A 19,252-nucleotide genomic window follows, 5' to 3' on the forward strand; every position below is an offset into this window, starting at 1 on the left:
GGGGCGCACCCCCAAGCCGTCGCCGCGGCCATCACCTGCCCTTCGTGCCTAGCGGGTGTGGCACTGGAACTGACTGTTGACGGGTGTTACTTGACGACACCGAGCGAGGCGTAGTCGTACCGGCCGTTGTAGGCGTCGGTCGTGTACGCGTTCGTCAGGCGGGTGGAGCGCCACGAGATCGTCTTGTCGTAGACGAAGGGCAGGTAGACCGCGGCCTCGGAGACCTTCTGGTTCATCTGCTTGTAGATCTCGCCGGCCTTGACCGGGTCGGTCTCCGCGATGGCGTCGTCGAAGAGCTTGTTGATCGCCGGGTCGTTCAGCTCGGAGAAGTTGTTGTTACCGCTCTGCAGGATGAAGCGGCCGTCGACCAGCGGCTGGGAGAAGCCCTGACCGGTCGGGAAGTCGGCGCCCCAGCCCATGATGATGATGCCGTAGCCCTTGTCCTTGACGACCTTGGGCGAGCCGATGATGCCGGAGGTCTGGGCGCCGTCGAACTGGTCGACCTCGGCCTCGATGCCGACCTGCTTCAGGGCGTTCTGCAGCGAGACGGCGGTGGCGATCTCGGCGGGCTTGTTGTTGCGGACCGCGATGGTGGTCTTGAAGCCCTTCTCCTGGCCACAGGCCTTCAGAGCGGCCTTGGCCTTGGCCTCGTTGGGCTTGCCGTCGTTGGTCAGGACCTCGTACGGGTCGTACTTCGCGTCCGAGCCCTTGATGCCCAGCGGCAGCATGTTGGGGGCGATGTCGCCACCGGCCTGCGGGCCGCCGCGGGCGGTCTGCAGGGACTTGTGGTCGGCCGCGTAGATGACGGCCTTGCGGCACTCGATGTTGTCGAACGGCTTGACCGTCTGCGGGAAGACCGCGTAGCGGATGAAGCCGGTCTGGCCGTTGTCCAGGTTGCCCTTGTGCTCGCGCAGGGCGGTGGCACGGGCGGCCTGGCCGATGCCGGTGGCGTTGATGTCGACGTCGAACTCGCCGTTCATCAGGCGCTTGTCCATGTCGTCCGCGTTCGCCATGAACGTGACCGAGATGGTGTCCGGCAGGGCCTTGCGGATGGTGTCCGACTCGGCCTTGAAGTTCGTGTTGCGCGAGAGCTTCATGCTCTTGTTGGGCTCGTACGAGTCGATCTTGTACGGGCCGTTGGAGAACGGCTTCAGGCCGTACTTGGCGGCCGTGTCCTTCTCCTTCTTCACCGGAGACGCGGCCGGCATGGCCAGCATCTGCAGGAAGTCGCCGTTGGCCTTGGGGAGCTTGAAGATGATGGTCTTCGCGTCGGGGGTCTCGATGGCCTTGAGGCCGAGCTTGTCCGCCGACTTGTCCTTGTAGGGGCCCTTGTACTCGGACTTCGGGTCCAGGACCTGCATCAGGTAGACCGGGCCGCCGGAGATGACGTCCTGGGCCCAGGTGCGCTCGATGCCGTACTTGATGTCCTGCGAGGTGACGGGCGTGCCGTCCTCCCACGTGACGTTGTCCTTCAGCGTGAACTTGTACGTCTTGCCGTCGGGCGCGATCTCGGGCTGCGCGGCGGCGAGGTCCGGAACCAGCTCGGTGCTGCCCGTGCCGGGGGCCGGCTTGAACGACACCAGCTGACGCGAGTAGTAGCGGGAGAAGTCCCACATGAAGCCGTAGTAGCCGCGCTGCGGGTCCCACGAGTCGGCGTCCTGGGTGCCGACGAACTTCAGCTCGCCACCCTTCTTGTCCGACGGGTTGGCCACCTGGTTGATGCCGGCGTTGAAGCCCGCGGCACCGTTCTTGGCCGGGTCCTTCTCGTCGTCCTTGCCGCCGCCACAGGCGGTGGCCGTCAGCATGGCAGCGAGCACGACGGCCGTGCCGGCGGCAAGCCTGCGCTTCGACATGCGGTGGGTAGTCACGATGCTCGCAACCTCCGTTGTAGTTCCGGCCTCTGGAGCCGATGTTCCGGTTGGTACTGCGGTGTACTAGCGCGAACCCTTGGGGTCGAGGGCGTCACGGACGCCGTCGCCGAAGAGGTTGAACGCCAGCACGGTGATGAAGATCGCCACGCCGGGGAAGATCACGAAGAGCGGATCGTCCTCGTACGTGCGCACGGCCGTCGAGAGGGTCTCCCCCCAGGACGGGGTCGGCGGCTTGACACCGACACCGAGGAAGCTGAGCGCGGCCTCGGTCAGCACGTTGGTGGGGATCATCAGCGTCGTGTAGACGGTGATCGGCGCCACCAGGTTGGGGAGCAGTTCGCGGAAGAGGATGTACGTGCGGCCCGCTCCCAGGCTGCGCGCGGCCTCGACGTACTCGCGTTCGCGCAGCGACAGCGTCTGGCCGCGGACGATGCGCCCGATGTACGGCCAGCCGAAGAAGCCGATGACCAGGACCAGCACGGCGATGCGCAGGCCGGAGCCCTCGAACCCCCACAGCCGGCTCGGGATCACCGAGATCAGCGCGATGATGAACAGGAGCTGCGGGAAGGCCAGGAGCAGGTCCATGACCCGGCTGATGGCCGCGTCGACCCAGCCGCCGAAGTAGCCGGCGATGACGCCCAGGACGGTGCCCAGGCCGACCGCCACGAAGGCGGACAGGAAGGCCACCAGGAGCGAGATCCGGGCGCCGTAGACGATCCGGCTGAAGACGTCGCGGCCGTTGACCGGCTCGATGCCCAGCAGGAAGTCCTTGCTGATGCCTCCGTAGTCGCCGGCCGGCAGGCCCAGCAGCGGGTCGAGCAGGTCCTCGTGCAGCTCCTCCGGCGGATGGCCGAAGGCCTTGACGATCAACGGCGCGAAGATCGCGACGAGGATCAGCAGGAGCACGACGACACCACCGGCCAGCGCGATCTTGTCGCGCTTGAGCCGGGACCAGGCGATCTTCCAGGGCGAGCGCCCCTCGATCGCCTTCTGCGGCTGGTCGGCGGCGGCAACGGCTGCGGGCTCGTCCGTGTTCGTGTCGTGCAGTGATGCCGTCATCGTGGTGGGGACCCCTCTCGGCCGACGATGGCCGGCCCATGCCCGCCGCTGTAGCGGCTTGGTTCACATCGGTGTCGCTATGGTGCGAATTGCGTCTGAAGTGCACCGGAAGAGCTGGTGGTTACGGGATTGACCGGCCTTCGGTGGGGGGAGTCTTCAACGGGCTCCGGATCACCCGCCAGACCTGCCGGGGAATGGATGCGCAACCGTGATGTGGCCTGTTGTCTTCCGTTATCCGAACGGTACGAGCAGCTCAGCGGTGCAAGAGCACGCGTTCAGCGCGGAACGGACATTGGCCCCAACCCGTCTTTTGCCGAGGTGAATTGGGCCCGCGGACATTTCGGCACGGTCGACATCCGGACAGACATCCCAGCATCCGGACCCCCTGTCCGGACCCCCGCCGGGCCGGCTCCCGGCCCGGCTCGCGGTCCGGCTCTGCTGTGGTTCACGGGTGCTCCCGAAGGTGTCGCGGTGATGTGCGGACGGTGGTGCGGTGGTGCTCCAGAGGCGGGTGCGGCTGCGGCGGCGGGCCGGGGCCCTGACCGGGTGCGAGCGCGTCCCGATGCACACCGTGCCGTCGCGGGCCTGGCCGGCGCCACGATTTCGGCACCGCTTAATCCACCGGCAACGCCGTGGGGCCCCGGGCCCGTTGCCGCCCGCGGAACGGCGACCTATGCTCCGCCGGTGATCGAGATACGGCTCGCCACCAGTGATCTCACCCGCATCCGGTTCGCCCGGTCACCGCTGGAGGAGCTGGTCCACAGCATCCCCGTGCTCGCCGGCACCCGGCGGCCGGCCGTGCACCGGCCGTGGGCCGCGACCGCCCGGCCCCGGGTGGCCGGCCTCGACCTGCGGGTGCTGTTCGCCCTCGCGTGCGGCCCGCGCTTCCTGCCGGACTTCCTCACCCCGCCGCCCGAACGGCTGACCGGCGAACTCGCCGACGAACTGGCCGCCGTCGCCGCCACCCCCGCCGCGCAGGTGCGCAGCTCCCTCGACGAGCTCCGCGACGGCCGGCCCGAGCTCCCCGGCCCGCTGCGCCCGCTGTACGAGGACCCCGAGCGGGAGCTGGTCCGGCTGGCGGACACCCTGGAGGCCTACTGGCGGGCCGCGCTCGCCCCCGTGTGGCCCCGGATACGGGCCCTGCACGAGGCCGACCTCGCCCACCGCTCGCACCTGCTGACCGCCGGCGGCCTCGGCCGGGTCTTCGCCGACCTGCACCCGCAGGCCGAGTTCACCGGCGACCTGCTGCGCATCGACAAGCCCGGGCACACGGCCTACCGCGACGCCTGCGGCACCGGGCTGGTCCTGGTGCCCTGCGTGTTCGCCTGGCCGCACCTGTCCGTGCTCCACAACGAGCCGTACCAGCCGGCCCTGGGCTACGCGCCGCGCGGCATCGGCACCCTGTGGGAGGAGAGCGCGGGGGCGGCGGACACCGAGCCGCTGGGCGATCTGCTGGGGCGCAGCCGGGCCGCCCTGCTGGTCCACCTCGACCTGCCCGCGTCCACCACCCAGCTCGCCGCCTACCTCAACATGAGCGCCGCCGCCGTCAGCCAGCACCTGGGCGTGCTGCGCCGGTCCCGGTTGGTCACCTCGCAGCGCTCGGGGCGCTGGATGCTGCACCGGCGCACCGCCCTGGCCAGCCGGCTGCTGGCGGCCGCCGACGAGTGAGCGCCCGGCGGGGCGGGTGCGGCCGGCTAGTAGGCGGGCGCGTGGGCCTCGCGGTCGTAGAAGGGGCGGGCCTGGGCGCGCAGCCACATCGCGACCGGGTCGTGCTCGTCGGCGAGCGCCACCGTGGAGACCGGCAGGCCCTCGGGGACCGCCGCCACCGCCTGGCGCATCATCGCGCGGGCCGATTCCACGGCCGCGCCGGAACCGTCGTACAGGTCCAGCCCGATCGCCAGGTACGGGATGCCGACGGCCGGCTGGACCCAGGCGCGGCGCAGCGAGCGGACCGCCGGGGTGCGGTGGGCGTGCTGGCTGAGCAGCGCGTAGAACTGCGGGAGTTCGATGGCCGGCTCCGACAGCCGCAGCGGTCCGGCCGGCATCCTGTCCAGTCCGGTGGCGATCCGCCGCAGGTCGGCCCACGGGACGCCGACGCCGCCGCCCTGGGCGTGCGGATTCAGCCAGATGCCCCAGCGGTCCGGGTACAGGGCGCGCGCGATGTCGCGGCCGGTGACCACCTCGAAGGCGCGTCCCCAGCCGCTGGCGGCCAGTTCCTGGGACGAGGTCACACAGGGCACGTAGCCCAGGCCCGCCACGTCCATGGCGCCGTACTGGGCCTCCGGCGAGCCGGGCTGCCCGTGCCAGAGCAGCACCCAGAGGCTGCCCTCGGCGAGGGCGTGCAGCAGCGCCTCGTAGCTGTCGTAACGCCCGGGCGTCACCTGGCGCAGCATGTGCTCGACCTGCCCTGCCGCGGCCGTGCCTGACGCACTCACCCGGTACCCCTCTTCGTGTTCGTCCGCCCGTCGTGACGCATGCCCGCTGTCTTTAACACAGCCACGGCCAGGAAATGTAACCAGCTTAAAGGCGGCTACGGCAGGTAGAACGGGCGGACGTGTTCCGTCATCCAGTCGCCGACCGGGTCCTGGGCGGCGTCGAGCAGCAGGAGGTTGACCGGCCACGGGGGCTGTACCCGGCCGAGCGCCCGGGACAGGGCGTCCATCGGGGCGTTCGTGTCGGCGTTCTCCCAGCCGGTGAACCGTACGCCCACGAAGAGCACCGGCTCGCCGCCCTCGATGCTCGCGAGGCAGCGGTGGGCCGCGGCCACCACGCCGGTGGCCCGGAACTCCTCGGCCGCGGCGGCGAGGAAGTCCACCGGGTCCTGCTGCCAGTCGGGCTCGAAGAGGCGGACCCGGCCGCCGGTGGCCGGCCCGTCGAGCGGGCTGCGGCCGGCCCGGCACAGTTCGGCCACGGCGGGCGGCGGCAGCGGCATGCCGACGGCGCCTTCGGGGTTCACGGCGATGCCCAGCTGCGGGGGCAGTCCGCGGGCGAACTCGACGGCCGGGGCCACCGCGAAGGGCATGTGGGGGCCCGCGCAGCGCACGAACTGGTCCTGGGAGCTGTACACGGGTACGTACGCGGCGCCGTCGATGTCCATGGTGGGCAGGTTCAGGGTGGCGCTGTCCGGGGAGCCGCCGCCGGGCAGCGGCACCCACACCCGGCTGCGCCCGAGCACCTCCAGGAGCCTGCTGCCCGCCGAGGGGTTGCCGAGGGAGGCCGCGAGGGTCTCCTCCAGCTCGTTGGCCGGCCAGCCCGCGGCCTCGGACCCGCCGCCGAGCACCCCGTCCACCGCGGCGCCCGGCCCGCCGGCGTGGGTGCCGCCGCCGTACGCACCCTCGCCGTAGGTACCGCCGCCGTAGGTGCCGTCGCCGTAGGCACCGCCGGCCGGTCCGCCGCCGTACGGTCCGCCGTCCTGCGTACCGCCGCCGTACGACCCCCCGTACGCCCCGCCGTGTCCGGCGCCGTCGTGCGCGCCGCCGTATCCGTAGGCCCCGCCGTGCGTCCCGTCCTGCATGTTCACCGCGCCCTTTCCCCGCTGCCGACGCGCACGACCCTAAGCCCTGGCGGCGGGATCCGGCCGGGCCCCGAAGTCCAGGGCGGTCAGCCGGGCGGCCGCGGGCCGGTCCAGCAGGACCGCGGAGGCGCAGCCCGCGGGCAGCCGGCCGTGCTCGACGTCGTCCAGCAGCCGGGCCACCGTGCCGCGGTGGCGGTCGAAGGCGTACCCGGAGACCCCGCGGCCGCGGGCCGCCTGCCCGGCGAGCGCCTGGGCGGGGGTCGCGTCGAGGAGGAGCAGGTGCAGGGAGCGGCCGCGGCGGCGGGCGGCGCGGGCCAGCAGGGCGCGCACCCAGGCCTGGCTGCCGCAGTCGTGCACGACCAGGCTCCGGCCGGAGCGCAGGGCCTGCCACAGCCCGGCGTAGTGGGCGAGCCGCACCAGCGGCCGGTAGGCCCCGTACGGCAGCCGGGCGGGCATCCGGCGCTCCCAGCGCTCGCGGACGTCCTGGGAGTCGATGCCGCCGTCGGGCACGGCCCGCTTCATGAGGGTGCTCTTGCCGCTGCCGGGCAGGCCCGAGACCACGACGACGTCGCCGGCCCCGAAGGACAGCCGGCCGGGCCCGCGCCCGCCGAGGCCGCGCAGGTCGCGGACGCGGCCCGCGGCGGCGGGGCGGCCGGCGGCGAGCGGACCGCCGAGCACCTCCGGGCGGCGGACGCCCGGCTGCGCCGGAACCGCGGCAGCGCCGACCGGCGTGGCCGCGGCCGCCGCGGCGCCCGCCGTGCTCGTCCCCGCGAGGACTCCGAATCTCCGCACAGTGATCGCCTCCCCTGGGGGCCCCTCCCAGCGGTGGCTGGGGGCGGGTCACCTGGACCCCATGCCCACTGAGTGTAAAGAGACGGTAATGCGCCGCCCACGGTTCCGGCCCGGATCGGGTGCGTGCAATGATGTGCGCGCCACGCCGCACGACCAACTTCATAAAGGCCGCTTGAATCCGCGCGGGAGAGTTCCCCGGCCGCCGTCCCCCGGACCGGCCGCGGACGCCGAAGGAGCAAGTCCCTCCCTTGAATCTCTCAGGCCCCGTACCGCGCGGGCGAGGCACATCTGAAAAGCGGGCCGACCGGTCGACACGAGACCGGCACGGCTCCACCCAAGGTGCAAGTCGCTTCCGTATGCACGTACGGTCGTGATGAACCTCTCAGGTTCCGATGACAGATGGGGAGGAACGTCCTCAGCCCCGTCGCGGACCTGCCTTGGAGAGCCAGCCTTATGACGAACACCCCCCGTCTGACCGCCCTGGACGCCGTCCACCGCGCGCTCGGCGCGACGATGACCGACTTCGCGGGCTGGGACATGCCGCTGCGGTACGCCAGTGAGCGCGACGAACACAACGCCGTCCGCACCAAGGCCGGCCTGTTCGACCTCTCGCACATGGGCGAGATCACCCTCACCGGGCCCGAGGCCGTCAAGGCGCTCGACTACGCGCTGGTCGGCAACATCTCCACGGTCGGTGTCGGCCGCGCCCGCTACACGCACATCTGTCAGGAAGACGGCGGCATCGTCGACGACCTGATCGTCTACCGCCTCGGCGAGACCGAGTACATGGTCGTCGCGAACGCCTCCAACGCGCAGGTCGTCCTCGACGCCCTGACCGAGCGCGCCGCCGGCTTCGACACCGAGGTCCGCGACGACCGCGACGCGTACGCGCTGATCGCCGTCCAGGGCCCCGAGTCCCCCGGCATCCTGGCCTCCCTCACCGACGCCGACCTGGACGGGCTGAAGTACTACGCCGGCCTGCCGGGCACCGTCGCGGGCGTCCCCGCGCTGATCGCGCGCACCGGCTACACCGGTGAGGACGGCTTCGAGCTGTTCGTCAAGCCCGAGCACGCGGTCGAGCTGTGGAACGCCCTCATGAAGGCCGGCGAGGGCGTCGGCCTGGTCCCGGCCGGCCTGTCCTGCCGCGACACGCTGCGCCTGGAGGCGGGCATGCCGCTGTACGGGCACGAGCTGACCACCGCGCTGACCCCGTTCGACGCGGGTCTGGGCCGGGTCGTGAAGTTCGAGAAGGAAGGCGACTTCGTGGGCCGCGCGGCCCTGGAGGCCGCCGCCGAGCGCGCCGCGGCCGCCGCGCCGCGCAAGCTGGTCGGGCTGATCGCCGAGGGCCGCCGGGTCCCGCGCGCCGGCTTCTCGGTCGTCGTCGGCGGCGAGGTCGTCGGCGAGGTCACCTCCGGCGCCCCGTCCCCGACGCTGGGCAAGCCGATCGCCATGGCGTACGTCGACGCGGCCCACGCCGCGCCCGGCACCTCCGGCGTCGGCATCGACATCCGCGGTACGCATGAGGCGTACGAGGTCGTCGCCCTGCCGTTCTACAAGCGGCAGAAGTGACCTACCGGCTCCGCCGGCACGATCCCCGTCAGACCACTGTCCGTTCGCACTTCCCCGCATCCAGGAGAATCAGGTCATGAGCAACCCCCAGCAGCTGCGCTACACCAAGGAGCACGAGTGGGTGTCGGTCGCCGAGGACGGCGTCGCGACGATCGGCATCACGGAGTTCGCGGCCAACGCGCTCGGTGACGTCGTGTTCGCGCAGCTCCCCGAGGTGGGCGACACCGTGACCGCGGGCGAGACCTGCGGCGAGCTCGAGTCCACCAAGTCGGTCAGCGACCTGTTCGCCCCGATCACCGGTGAGGTCGTCGAGGCCAACCAGGACGTCGTCGACGACCCGTCCCTGGTCAACACCGCTCCGTTCGAGGGCGGCTGGCTCTTCAAGGTGCGCGTCGCGGAGGAGCCGGCCGACCTGCTCTCCGCCGACGAGTACACCGACTTCGCGGGCTGACCGGAACCGTAGGGATTAAGGGATACCGATGTCGCTTCTGAACTCTTCCCTCCACGAGCTGGACCCGGACGTCGCCGCCGCCGTCGACGCCGAGCTCCACCGCCAGCAGTCGACCCTGGAAATGATCGCCTCGGAGAACTTCGCTCCGGTCGCGGTCATGGAGGCCCAGGGCTCGGTCCTGACCAACAAGTACGCCGAGGGCTACCCCGGCCGCCGCTACTACGGCGGCTGCGAGCACGTCGACGTGGTCGAGCAGATCGCGATCGACCGCATCAAGGCGCTGTTCGGCGCCGAGCACGCGAACGTGCAGCCGCACTCGGGTGCGCAGGCCAACGCCGCCGCGATGTTCGCGCTGCTGAAGCCGGGCGACACGATCATGGGCCTGAACCTGGCCCACGGCGGTCACCTGACCCACGGCATGAAGATCAACTTCTCCGGCAAGCTCTACAACGTGGTCCCGTACCACGTCGACGAGACCGGCCGGGTGGACATGGCCGAGGTCGAGCGCCTCGCCAAGGAGTCCAAGCCGCAGCTGATCGTCGCCGGCTGGTCCGCCTACCCGCGCCAGCTGGACTTCGCCGCCTTCCGCCGCATCGCGGACGAGGTCGGCGCGTACCTGATGGTCGACATGGCGCACTTCGCCGGTCTGGTCGCCGCGGGCCTGCACCCGAACCCGGTGCCGCACGCCCACGTCGTCACCACCACCACGCACAAGACCCTCGGCGGTCCGCGCGGCGGCGTGATCCTGTCCACGCAGGAACTCGCCAAGAAGATCAACTCCGCGGTCTTCCCGGGTCAGCAGGGCGGCCCGCTGGAGCACGTGATCGCGGCCAAGGCCGTCTCCTTCAAGGTCGCGGCCTCGCCCGAGTTCAAGGAGCGCCAGGAGCGCACCCTGGAGGGCGCGCGGATCCTCGCCGAGCGCCTGGTGCAGGACGACGTCAAGGCCGAGGGCGTGGACGTGCTGTCCGGCGGCACCGACGTGCACCTGGTCCTGGTGGACCTGCGCAACTCGCAGCTGGACGGCCAGCAGGCCGAGGACCGCCTCCACGAGATCGGCATCACGGTCAACCGGAACGCCATCCCGAACGACCCGCGGCCGCCGATGGTCACCTCGGGTCTGCGGATCGGCACCCCGGCCCTGGCCACCCGCGGTTTCGGCGCCGAGGACTTCACCGAGGTCGCCGACATCATCGCCGAGGCGCTCAAGCCGTCGTACGACGGTGAGTCGCTGAAGGCGCGCGTCACCGCGCTCGCCGACAAGCACCCGCTGTACCCGTCGCTGTAACAGGCGGCCCGAAGGGGGTCCGGCCGTGTTCTCCACAGGGCCGGACCCTTTTCCGTGCCCGTAAGCGGGCCCGGACCGGCCGAGGTGGCGCCACCCCGGCCCCGCCGGCTTGGCAGGCGCCGAATCCCAGCCTCGCCAGGGGTCGCGCCGGCCGCGGCCGCCTCCGTCAGCGCACCAGGCGGACGAGACCGGATGTTCACCTGAGCAGGTTAGGCTCGTCTGTCGGACAAAATCCGTACACATCCGCATCTCCCGCCCCTCCCCACCCCACGAGCAGACAAGGAAGTCCGACGTGGCCATCTCCGTCTTCGACCTCTTCTCCATCGGCATCGGCCCGTCCTCCTCCCACACGGTGGGCCCGATGCGCGCGGCCCGGATGTTCGTGAACCGCCTGAAGAAGGACGGCGTCCTCGCCCAGACCGCCTCCGTGCGGGCCGAGCTCTTCGGCTCGCTCGGCGCGACCGGCCACGGCCACGGCACCCCCAAGGCCGTCCTGCTCGGACTGGAGGGGCACTCCCCCCGCACCGTCGACGTCGAGGGCGCCGACGACGAGGTCGAGCGCATCCGGCAGACCGGCCGGCTGCGGCTGCTGGGCGCGGAGATAGGGGACGTCCACGAGATCGCCTTCGACGAGCCCAGCCAGCTGATCCTGCACCGCCGCCGGTCGCTGCCGTACCACGCGAACGGCATGACCCTCTTCGCGTACGACGAGTCCGGCGCCCCGCTGCTGGAGAAGACGTACTACTCGGTCGGCGGCGGCTTCGTCGTCGACGAGGACGCGGTCGGCGAGGACCGGATCAAGCTCGACGACACCGTGCTGAAGTACCCCTTCCGCTCCGGTGACGAGATGCTCCGCCTGGCGAAGGAGACCGGCCTGTCGATCTCCTCGCTGATGCTGGAGAACGAGAAGGCCTGGCGCACCGAGGAGGAGATCCGCGAGGGCCTCCTGGAGATCTGGCGCGTCATGCAGGCGTGCGTGCAGCGCGGCATGTCCCGCGAGGGCATCCTGCCGGGCGGCCTGCGCGTCAAGCGCCGCGCCGCGTCCACCGCGCGCCAGCTGCGCACCGAGGGCGACCCGATGATGCACCGCAGCGAGTGGACGACCATCTACGCGATGGCCGTGAACGAGGAGAACGCGGCGGGCGGCCGGGTCGTGACGGCCCCGACCAACGGCGCGGCGGGCGTCCTGCCGGCCGTCCTGCACTACTACATGAACTTCGTGCCGGGCGCCGACGAGGACGGCGTGGTCCGCTTCCTCCTCGCCGCGGGCGCGATCGGCATGCTCTTCAAGGAGAACGCCTCGATCTCCGGCGCCGAGGTCGGCTGCCAGGGCGAGGTCGGCTCGGCCTGCTCGATGGCGGCGGGCGCGCTCGCCGAGGTGCTGGGCGGCACCCCCGAGCAGGTGGAGAACGCGGCCGAGATCGGCATGGAGCACAACCTGGGACTGACCTGCGACCCGGTCGGCGGCCTGGTCCAGATCCCGTGCATCGAGCGCAACGGCATGGCGGCGGTCAAGGCCGTCACCGCGGCCCGGATGGCGATGCGCGGCGACGGCAGCCACAAGGTCTCCCTCGACAAGGTCATCAAGACCATGAAGGAGACCGGCGCCGATATGAAGGTCAAGTACAAGGAGACCGCCCGCGGCGGCCTCGCGGTCAACGTCATCGAGTGCTGACCGCCTGACCCCGCGGAACGCGGGTTTCCGCGGGCCTTCCGCGCGAACGTGCCGGTGAGCGGCCCGGTCCCCCTCAGGGGGCCGGGCCGCTCCCGGTTTCCCCCGAATGGTGCAACCGAACCGGTCCGTGGGAATGTCTTCCTGGGTGACAGCATTGTCCCCGCCTCAGGAGAATTCGGGGGTCGTCATGACTCACCGTTCCATCCGCCGTCAGCGTCTCGTGGCCGTGGCCACGGGAGTGCTGCTCACCGCCGGCGCCGCGCTCGCCGCACCGGCCGCCGCCTCCGCCGCGCCCGCGGCGGCGCCGGCCACCACCGCGCCCCAGGCCACCGCGCGGACCCAGACCCCGCTCGTGGTGAACGCCCGCTTCGGCGGGCACTGCACCTACGACCGGCTCGTGATCGACGTGAAGGGCTACATACCCACCACCACGGTCACCCGGGTCAGCGAGCTGCGCTACGACGGCTCCGGCAACAAGGTGCCGCTGGCCGGCCGGTACTTCCTGGAGATCAGGATGAACCCGGCGCAGGCGCACAACGACGCCGGCCAGTCCGTCTACAAGGGCCCCAAGCTGATCAAGATCTACCTGCCCAAGCTCAAGGGGCTCGCCATGACCGGCGACTTCGAGGGGTACGTGACCTTCGGGACCGCCTTCAACACCCGTCCCGAGTACAAGACGTTCAAGCTGCACAACCCGGAGCGCTGGGTCATGGACGTCAAGCACGCCAACGTCTGCTGAGTGGTCCGGCCCGTCGGGGCGGGAGGGGGCGGGGCCGTACGCGGCGCCCGCCCCCTCCCGCGTTCCGGCAGGTCACGGCGGGAGCGCGGCCCCGGGGGCGAGTTGTACGGCGCGTACGGGGACGACTAGGGTCATCGGGCCTTGGTGTTCGGGAAACCGGTGGGAAACCGGTGCGGCCCTCGCCACTGTGAACGGGAAGTCCGGCTCCACTCTCCCCCAGACTCTGTCCGGGAGGTGCCCCGCACGGGAAGCCACTGGGCTGCGACGGGCGACCGCGCGGCCCGGGAAGGCGGAGTCAGGACATCAGTACCCGTGAGCCAGGAGACCGGCCGGGGCGCGTTGTCCATCCACGAGGTGCTGGAGAGGTCTCCCCCACTCATGCATATAGCCGAGGGGTTTCTGCCCCCGCTGCACGCGGCCGCCTGGGGCGTCGCGTCCGCTCCCTTTGTCGTCCACGGCGCCCGCGCCCTGACCCGCGAGGTCAGGGCGAACCCGGAGAGCACGCTGTTGCTCGGCGCCGCCGGGGCGTTCACGTTCGTCCTGTCCGCTCTGAAGATCCCGTCGGTGACGGGCAGTTGCTCCCACCCGACCGGCACCGGCCTGGGCGCCGTGCTGTTCCGGCCGCCCATCATGGCGGTGCTGGGCACGATCACCCTGCTCTTCCAGGCCCTGCTCCTCGCGCACGGCGGGCTGACCACCCTCGGCGCGAACGTCTTCTCGATGGCCGTCGCGGGCCCGTGGGCGGGGTACGCGGTGTACCGGCTGCTGCGCCGGTCCGGCGCCCCGCTGATGGTGTCCGTGTTCTTCGGCGCCTTCTTCGCCGACCTGGTCACCTACTGCGTCACCAGCGTGCAGCTGGCGCTGGCGTTCCCGGACCCGGGCACCGGATTCGCGGGCGCGCTCGCGAAGTTCGGCGGCATCTTCGCCGTGACGCAGATCCCGCTCGCGGTCAGCGAGGGCCTGCTGACGGTGCTGGTGATGCGGCTCCTGACGCAGTCCAGCAAGGGCGACCTGATCCGGCTCGGCGTGCTCGCCAAGCCGGCCGCCGCCGCGAACGAGCAGGAGGTGGCGGCCCGATGAGCCGTAACGCGAAGATCAACGCACTGCTGCTGCTCCTGGTCGCCGCGCTGGCGGTGCTGCCGCTGGCGCTCGGCCTCGGCGACGGCAAGGAGGAGCCGTTCACGGGCGCCGACGCGCAGGCCGAGGCGGCCATCACGGAGCTGAGCCCGGACTACGAGCCGTGGTTCGCGCCGCTGTACGAACCGCCGTCCGGCGAGATCGAGTCCGCGCTGTTCGCCCTGCAGGCCGCGCTCGGCGCGGGCGTGCTCGCGTACTACTTCGGGCTGCGGCGCGGCCGCCGGCAGGGCGAGGCGGCCCGGACGGCCGCCGAGGCGCAGGCCGCGACCGCCCCGGCCGCCGAGGCGGGCGCTCCCGCGGCCGCGGAGTCGTAGCCGGTGCTGCCCATCGACGCGGCGGCCCACGGCAGTCGATGGCGGGGCCGGCACCCGCTGGAGAAGGCCGTGCTGGGGCTGGGCCTGACCACGGCCGCGCTGTGCCTGCCGCCGTGGCCGGGCGGCCCGCTCGTCGCCGCCGCGACCCTGGCGGTCCTCCTGGGCCCGGCCGGGGTCGCGCCGCGCCAGCTGTGGCGGGCCTTCCGGATCCCGCTCGGCTTCTGCTTCACCGGCGCGTTGCCGCTGCTGGTGCAGGTGGGCGGCCCGGCCGGGCTGGTCTCGGCGGCGCCCGGCGGACCCCAGCACGCCGCCGAGCTGCTGCTGCGGACCTCGGCGGGATCGCTGGGCGTGCTGCTGTTCGCCTTCACCACCCCGGTCTCCGACGTGCTGCCGCGCCTGGTGCGGGCCGGGGTGCCCGCGCCGGTGGTGGACGTGGCGCTGGTGATGTACCGGATCGGCTTCCTGCTGCTGGACTCGCTGGCGCAGGTCCGCCGGGCGCAGGCGGCCCGGCTCGGGCACACCGGCCGGGCGGCGGTCTGGCGTTCGCTCGCCGGGCAGGGCGCGACCGTGTTCGTACGGGCCTTCGACCGCGCGGGCCGGCTCCAGTCGGGGCTGGCCGGGCGCGGCTACGACGGCACGCTGCGGGTGCTGGTGCCGCCGGCCGCGCTGTCCGCGCGGTTCCTGGCCGCGACGGGCGTCCTGCTCGGCTCGGTCGTCACGCTGACTCTCGTACTGAAAGGGCTCTGGCTGTGAAGCCGTTGGTGGAACTGGCCGACGCGGGATTCGCCTACGAGGACGGCCCGGCGGTGCTGTCCGCGGTGTCCTTCGGGATCCCGGCGGGCCGGGCGCTGGCCCTGCTCGGCCGCAACGGCAGCGGCAAGACCACGCTGCTGCGGATGCTCAGCGGCGGGCTGCGCCCCGGTTCGGGCCGGCTGCTGCTGGACGGCGAGCCGGTGACGTACGGCCGCAAGGGGCTGACCCGGCTGCGCACGGCCGTCCAACTGGTGGTGCAGGACCCGGACGACCAGCTGTTCGCCGCCTCGGTCGAGCAGGACGTGTCCTTCGGCCCGCTGAACCTAGGGCTGCCGGACGAGCAGGTGCGGGCCCGGGTGGACGAGGCGCTGGAGGCCCTGGACATCGCGGCCCTGCGGGACCGCCCCACGCACCTGCTCTCGTACGGGCAGCGCAAGCGGGCGGCCATCGCGGGCGCGGTGGCGATGCAGCCGCGGGTGCTGATCCTCGACGAGCCGACGGCCGGCCTGGACCCCGACGGGCAGGAGCGGCTGCTGGCCACCCTGGAGCGGCTGCGGGGCCTGGGCACGACGGTGGTGATGTCCACGCACGACGTGGAGCTGGCGGTGCGGTGGGCCGACGACGCGGCCGTGCTGGGCCCGGACGGGCTGCGGGTGGGGCCGGCGGCGGAGCTGCTGGCGGACGCGGAGCTGCTGGCGGCGGCCCGGCTGCGGCCGGCCTGGGCGCCGGCGGTCGCGGCCTTCCTGCGCGACCGGGGCCTGCTGGCCGCGGACGCCGCGGGTCCGCGCACCCCGGAGGCGCTGGCCGCCTGGCACACCGCCTCGGCGTAGGCGGGGGCGGCCCGGCCGCCGGGCGGGCGCTGCCGCCGCAGGGTGGGCCCGGCCGCCGGGCGGGGGCTCCCGCCGGCCGGGGCGGCCTGCGGGGCCGACCTACGATGGCGGCATGTCGCTGCCGCACGCCATCCTCACCGCCCTGCTGGAGAAGCCCTCGTCCGGGCTGGAGCTGACCCGGCGGTTCGACAAGTCGATCGGGTACTTCTGGTCGGCCACCCACCAGCAGATCTACCGCGAGCTGGGGAAGCTGGAGGAGGCCGGGCTGATCCGGGCGCTGCCGAGCGCGCAGCCCAGCCGGGGGCAGAAGAAGGAGTTCGAGGTGCTGCCCGCGGGGCGGGCGGAGCTGGGCCGCTGGGTGGGCGAGAGCCAGGACCCCAAGCAGATCCGGGACCCGCTGCTGCTGCGGCTGCGGGCGGCCGGCGTGGTGGGCCCGCACGGGCTCACGGCCGAGCTGCGGCGCCACCTGGAGCTGCACCGGCGGCAGCTGGCGATGTACGAGGCGATCGAGGAGCGGGACTTCCCGCCGGAGCGCAACGCCGACCACGACCGGCTGCGCCGGCTCGTACTGCACGGCGGGACGGGTCTGGAGACGTTCTGGCTGCGCTGGCTGGAGGAGGCGCTCGCCGAGGTGTCCGCGATGGAGGACGCCGTGCGGGACGCCGTGGAGGACGCCTCGGAGCACGGCGGCCCGGCCACGGGCACACCGTGACCCCCGGCGGCCTCAAGCCGCCGGGGCCGGGGCCGGGCTGGTCACTTGTTCAGCGCGGCCCAGAACTCGTCGAAGCTCAGCAGGCCGTCGTGGTTCGCGTCCTTGGAGGCGATGACCGCGTCGGCGACCGCGGCGGTGACGAACGGGTCGCCCATCTCGGCCATGGCCTGCTTGAACTCCTCGGCCGTCACGAAGCCGTCGCCGTTCACGTCGAACCGGCCGAAGGTCTCGCGCGCGCTCTCGATGTCCGCCACTGGGATCCACCCCTTCTTAGTGCTTGTTGACCGGCTCAGGGTAGCGGCGTCCGCGGCCCGCGCGGTCCCTGGGGTCGCGCCCGAGCGCCCGACAGATATCCAATTACCCTTCCGTAATGTGGAAGCGATGATTCCAGCCAAGAAATGGACACTGCACTTGTCACCCTCCGGCACCACGGGATAACTTACCGGCATTGCCGCCACACCAGGAGCGCAGGGCTCCCAGGGACAAGCGTGCAACTAGGGCGATCACACAAGTGACGATCAGTACTGACTCATCATTTGACGCATTCGAGGTCCTGCCCTTCACCCGCACCTGCCGTCACATTTGGGAAGACGGCGACCATGTGCTCATCGGGGTGAGTCCGGGCAACAGCTACTTCAGCGCAGACCGGATAGCAGGGCTCACCCAGTGGGCCACCGAACGCTTCGCGCAGGTCGACTTCGTCTACGCAGACCTCCACGTGGACCGGATGTTCGCGGCATTCGGCTACAGCCGCGAGCACGCGGAGAAGCGGGCCGCCAAGGAGATAAAGGCGGTCCGGCGCAGGATACTCAAGGGGGTGGAGGAATCACTCACACCCCACACGGAGATCCGGGTGAGAGCACTCTCGGATTTCTCAGACAATCAGGTCTACCAGCTGCTGCACCGTCGCGTTCTGCACTTCCTGGAAAGCGATGATGAATTTCGCAAGAACTGCGAGAAGATGGCGCTCCATTTCGTCGGATCGAAACTCCCCGAGGGCGAGTCGATCACCGACGAGCAGCTGCGGGTCTGCTTCGACTACATCGCGGCCGAGCTGCCTTTCTTCGTGGACACCCCGAGCATTCTGGACGTGCCCTCCTCGGTGTCCGCCTACCACGTCAACATGCCGCTGACCGAGGTGCTGTACGCCCGCGGCGGCGGCCTGCGCGCGACCCGCAACCAGGCCTACGCCGTCGTACGCCCGGAGGCGGCGGCCGCGCCCCGCACCCCGACGGCGCCCGCGTCACCCGCATCACCCGCGACACCCGCAGCAGTGGAAAGGACCGCCGATGAGCGTCGAGCAGCGTGAGGCCCCGGAGAACCACGGCGAGCCCCTCATCGACTTCCCCCTCTCCCGCCGCGGCGACGTGCTCCCCGAGGAGTGCGCCCGGCTGCGCGAGAAGGCGCCGGTCGCCAGGGTGCGCACGCTCACCGGCGACCCGGCCTGGCTGGTGAGCAGCCACGCGCTGGCCAAGCAGGTGCTGGAGGACGAGCGGTTCAGCCTCAAGGACACCGCGAACGCCGGCGTCCCCCGCCAGTACGCGCTGACGATCCCGCCCGAGGTCGTCAACAACATGGGCAACATCAACAGCGCCGGGCTGCGCAACGCGGTGATGAAGGCCCTCAACCCGCGCCAGGCCGGGCTCCAGGACTTCCTGCGGGCCACCGCGCACGGACTGCTCGACGCGCTGGCCGCCGAGGGCGGTCCCGCCGACCTGCGGGCCGGTTTCGCCGACCCGTTCTCGGCGGCGCTGCACTGCGAGGTGCTGGGCGCGCCGTTCGAGGACTGGCGGCGCCTGATGTCCGGGCTGGACGTGGCCTTCATGACCGCGGCCGAGCCGTTCGCCGACTCCGCGCTCAACTGGTACAAGGACGTCGGCTACTTCGAGCAGCAGTTGCGGGCCCAGCTGGCCCGGCCGGAAGCGGAACGCACCGGCCTGCTCGGCAGGTTCGCCGCGCTGAAGGAGGCGGACCCGGAGTCGGCGCACCTGACCGACGACATGTTCGCGACGGTGGCCGTCTCGCTGTTCGGCGCCGGCGCGGTGTCCACGTCCTCGTTCCTGGTGCTGGCCGTGCTCGCGCTGCTCCAGCGGCCCGAGCTGATCGGCTACCTGCGTGCCCACCCCGAGCGGACGGGCCGTGCGGTGGACGAGCTGCTGCGCTGGAACCTGTCGATCGGCGACGGGCTGCCGCGCCTGGCGACGGCCGACGTCCAGGTCGGTGACGTGCTGGTGAAGGAGGGCGAGCTGGTGCTCGTGCTCGTCGAGGGCGCCAACTTCGATCCCGCGGTGTTCGGCGACGACGCCGACCGCCTCGACCTGGAGCGGGAGAGCAACCCGCACCTGTCGTTCGGCGCCGGCCGGCACTTCTGCCCGGCGTCCGCGCTGGGCCGGGTGCACGCCGAGATCGCCCTGGAGGTGCTGGTCGAGCGCCTCCCCGGGCTGCGGCTCGCGGTGCCGGCGGAGAACCTGGTGTGGCGCACGGGATTCATCAAGCGGCTTCCGGAGCGGCTTCCGGTGGCCTGGTGAACCGGGGCGGTGCCCCGGGGGTG

Annotated in this window: 19 protein-coding genes and 3 riboswitches; of the genes, 13 read left to right on the forward strand and 6 right to left on the reverse strand. The window is 71.9% G+C overall.

Features of this window, described 5'->3' with window-relative positions; all coding sequences use genetic code 11:
- Nucleotides 1-86: 86 nt before the first annotated feature.
- Together OG764_RS12020 and OG764_RS12025 are read right to left on the reverse strand one after the other, a co-directional pair.
- A complete protein-coding gene (locus OG764_RS12020; protein ID WP_443055899.1) occupies nucleotides 87-1,868 on the reverse strand; it encodes an ABC transporter substrate-binding protein in 1,782 nt (593 codons plus the stop codon).
- Nucleotides 1,869-1,934: 66 nt separating this feature from the next.
- Nucleotides 1,935-2,930 carry an ABC transporter permease gene (locus tag OG764_RS12025; RefSeq protein ID WP_328968415.1) on the reverse strand — a complete coding sequence of 332 codons (996 nt, stop codon included), beginning with the start codon at nucleotides 2,928-2,930 and terminating at the stop codon, nucleotides 1,935-1,937.
- A 684-nt stretch (nucleotides 2,931-3,614) separates the two neighbouring features.
- Between OG764_RS12025 and OG764_RS12030 the strand changes: the two genes are divergently transcribed.
- Entirely contained in the window at nucleotides 3,615-4,598 is a 984-nt protein-coding gene (locus OG764_RS12030; RefSeq protein WP_328968416.1) for an ArsR/SmtB family transcription factor, read from the forward strand.
- Nucleotides 4,599-4,624: 26 nt separating this feature from the next.
- Here the strand turns inward: OG764_RS12030 and OG764_RS12035 are convergent, their stop codons facing one another.
- The 3 genes from OG764_RS12035 to OG764_RS12045 form a co-directional block, all read right to left on the reverse strand.
- Nucleotides 4,625-5,365, reverse strand: coding sequence for an enhanced serine sensitivity protein SseB C-terminal domain-containing protein (locus tag OG764_RS12035; protein ID WP_328968417.1), 741 nt, complete (start codon nucleotides 5,363-5,365; stop codon nucleotides 4,625-4,627).
- A 95-nt stretch (nucleotides 5,366-5,460) separates the two neighbouring features.
- On the reverse strand, nucleotides 5,461-6,219 hold the full coding sequence (locus tag OG764_RS12040; protein ID WP_328972964.1) for an enhanced serine sensitivity protein SseB: 759 nt from the start codon (nucleotides 6,217-6,219) through the stop codon (nucleotides 5,461-5,463).
- A gap of 264 nt (nucleotides 6,220-6,483) precedes the next feature.
- Nucleotides 6,484-7,236, reverse strand: coding sequence for an AAA family ATPase (locus tag OG764_RS12045; RefSeq protein WP_443055900.1), 753 nt, complete (start codon nucleotides 7,234-7,236; stop codon nucleotides 6,484-6,486).
- A 173-nt stretch (nucleotides 7,237-7,409) separates the two neighbouring features.
- Nucleotides 7,410-7,518: riboswitch (glycine riboswitch) on the forward strand.
- Nucleotides 7,519-7,645, forward strand: a riboswitch (glycine riboswitch).
- 44 nt (nucleotides 7,646-7,689) lie between these two features.
- Between OG764_RS12045 and gcvT the strand changes: the two genes are divergently transcribed.
- The 10 genes from gcvT (at nucleotide 7,690) to OG764_RS12095 (ending at nucleotide 16,701) form a co-directional block, all read left to right on the forward strand.
- The gene (gene gcvT, locus OG764_RS12050; RefSeq protein ID WP_328968418.1) at nucleotides 7,690-8,805 is read left to right on the forward strand and encodes a glycine cleavage system aminomethyltransferase GcvT; all 1,116 of its coding nucleotides are present in this window, start codon (nucleotides 7,690-7,692) and stop codon (nucleotides 8,803-8,805) included.
- Between the two features lie 76 nt (nucleotides 8,806-8,881).
- On the forward strand, nucleotides 8,882-9,256 hold the full coding sequence (gene gcvH, locus OG764_RS12055; protein WP_328968419.1) for a glycine cleavage system protein GcvH: 375 nt from the start codon (nucleotides 8,882-8,884) through the stop codon (nucleotides 9,254-9,256).
- A 28-nt stretch (nucleotides 9,257-9,284) separates the two neighbouring features.
- Nucleotides 9,285-10,541 (forward strand): serine hydroxymethyltransferase, encoded by a 1,257-nt coding sequence (glyA, locus tag OG764_RS12060; protein ID WP_328968420.1) that lies wholly within the window; start codon nucleotides 9,285-9,287, stop codon nucleotides 10,539-10,541.
- A 292-nt stretch (nucleotides 10,542-10,833) separates the two neighbouring features.
- Entirely contained in the window at nucleotides 10,834-12,216 is a 1,383-nt protein-coding gene (locus tag OG764_RS12065) for an L-serine ammonia-lyase (protein ID WP_328968421.1), read from the forward strand.
- Nucleotides 12,217-12,403: 187 nt separating this feature from the next.
- Complete coding sequence (locus OG764_RS12070; RefSeq protein ID WP_328968422.1) at nucleotides 12,404-12,955, forward strand: AMIN-like domain-containing (lipo)protein; 552 nt, start codon at nucleotides 12,404-12,406, stop codon at nucleotides 12,953-12,955.
- A gap of 125 nt (nucleotides 12,956-13,080) precedes the next feature.
- A riboswitch (cobalamin riboswitch) is annotated at nucleotides 13,081-13,303 on the forward strand.
- A gap of 30 nt (nucleotides 13,304-13,333) precedes the next feature.
- Nucleotides 13,334-14,035 (forward strand): energy-coupling factor ABC transporter permease, encoded by a 702-nt coding sequence (locus tag OG764_RS12075; RefSeq protein ID WP_328972966.1) that lies wholly within the window; start codon nucleotides 13,334-13,336, stop codon nucleotides 14,033-14,035.
- A complete protein-coding gene (locus tag OG764_RS12080; protein WP_328968423.1) occupies nucleotides 14,032-14,406 on the forward strand; it encodes an energy-coupling factor ABC transporter substrate-binding protein in 375 nt (124 codons plus the stop codon). The genes OG764_RS12075 and OG764_RS12080 overlap by 4 nt, the downstream gene beginning before the upstream one ends.
- 3 nt (nucleotides 14,407-14,409) lie before the next feature.
- Nucleotides 14,410-15,159, forward strand: coding sequence for a cobalt ECF transporter T component CbiQ (gene cbiQ / locus OG764_RS12085; protein ID WP_328968424.1), 750 nt, complete (start codon nucleotides 14,410-14,412; stop codon nucleotides 15,157-15,159).
- Nucleotides 15,156-15,989 (forward strand): energy-coupling factor ABC transporter ATP-binding protein, encoded by an 834-nt coding sequence (locus tag OG764_RS12090; RefSeq protein WP_443055901.1) that lies wholly within the window; start codon nucleotides 15,156-15,158, stop codon nucleotides 15,987-15,989. The genes cbiQ and OG764_RS12090 overlap by 4 nt, the downstream gene beginning before the upstream one ends.
- Nucleotides 15,990-16,101: 112 nt before the next feature.
- On the forward strand, nucleotides 16,102-16,701 hold the full coding sequence (locus tag OG764_RS12095) for a PadR family transcriptional regulator (protein ID WP_328968425.1): 600 nt from the start codon (nucleotides 16,102-16,104) through the stop codon (nucleotides 16,699-16,701).
- A 41-nt stretch (nucleotides 16,702-16,742) separates the two neighbouring features.
- On the opposite strand, the gene OG764_RS12100 is transcribed toward OG764_RS12095, so the two are convergent.
- The gene (locus OG764_RS12100; protein ID WP_328968426.1) at nucleotides 16,743-16,955 is read right to left on the reverse strand and encodes an EF-hand domain-containing protein; all 213 of its coding nucleotides are present in this window, start codon (nucleotides 16,953-16,955) and stop codon (nucleotides 16,743-16,745) included.
- Between the two features lie 257 nt (nucleotides 16,956-17,212).
- Between OG764_RS12100 and OG764_RS12105 the strand changes: the two genes are divergently transcribed.
- Together OG764_RS12105 and OG764_RS12110 are read left to right on the forward strand one after the other, a co-directional pair.
- The gene (locus OG764_RS12105; RefSeq protein WP_328968427.1) at nucleotides 17,213-18,010 is read left to right on the forward strand and encodes a tRNA-dependent cyclodipeptide synthase; all 798 of its coding nucleotides are present in this window, start codon (nucleotides 17,213-17,215) and stop codon (nucleotides 18,008-18,010) included.
- Nucleotides 17,991-19,229, forward strand: coding sequence for a cytochrome P450 (locus OG764_RS12110; protein ID WP_328968428.1), 1,239 nt, complete (start codon nucleotides 17,991-17,993; stop codon nucleotides 19,227-19,229). The genes OG764_RS12105 and OG764_RS12110 overlap by 20 nt, the downstream gene beginning before the upstream one ends.
- Nucleotides 19,230-19,252: the final 23 nt, after the last annotated feature.

Source organism: Streptomyces sp. NBC_00239, from assembly GCF_036194065.1.
Lineage (GTDB): Bacteria > Actinomycetota > Actinomycetes > Streptomycetales > Streptomycetaceae > Streptomyces.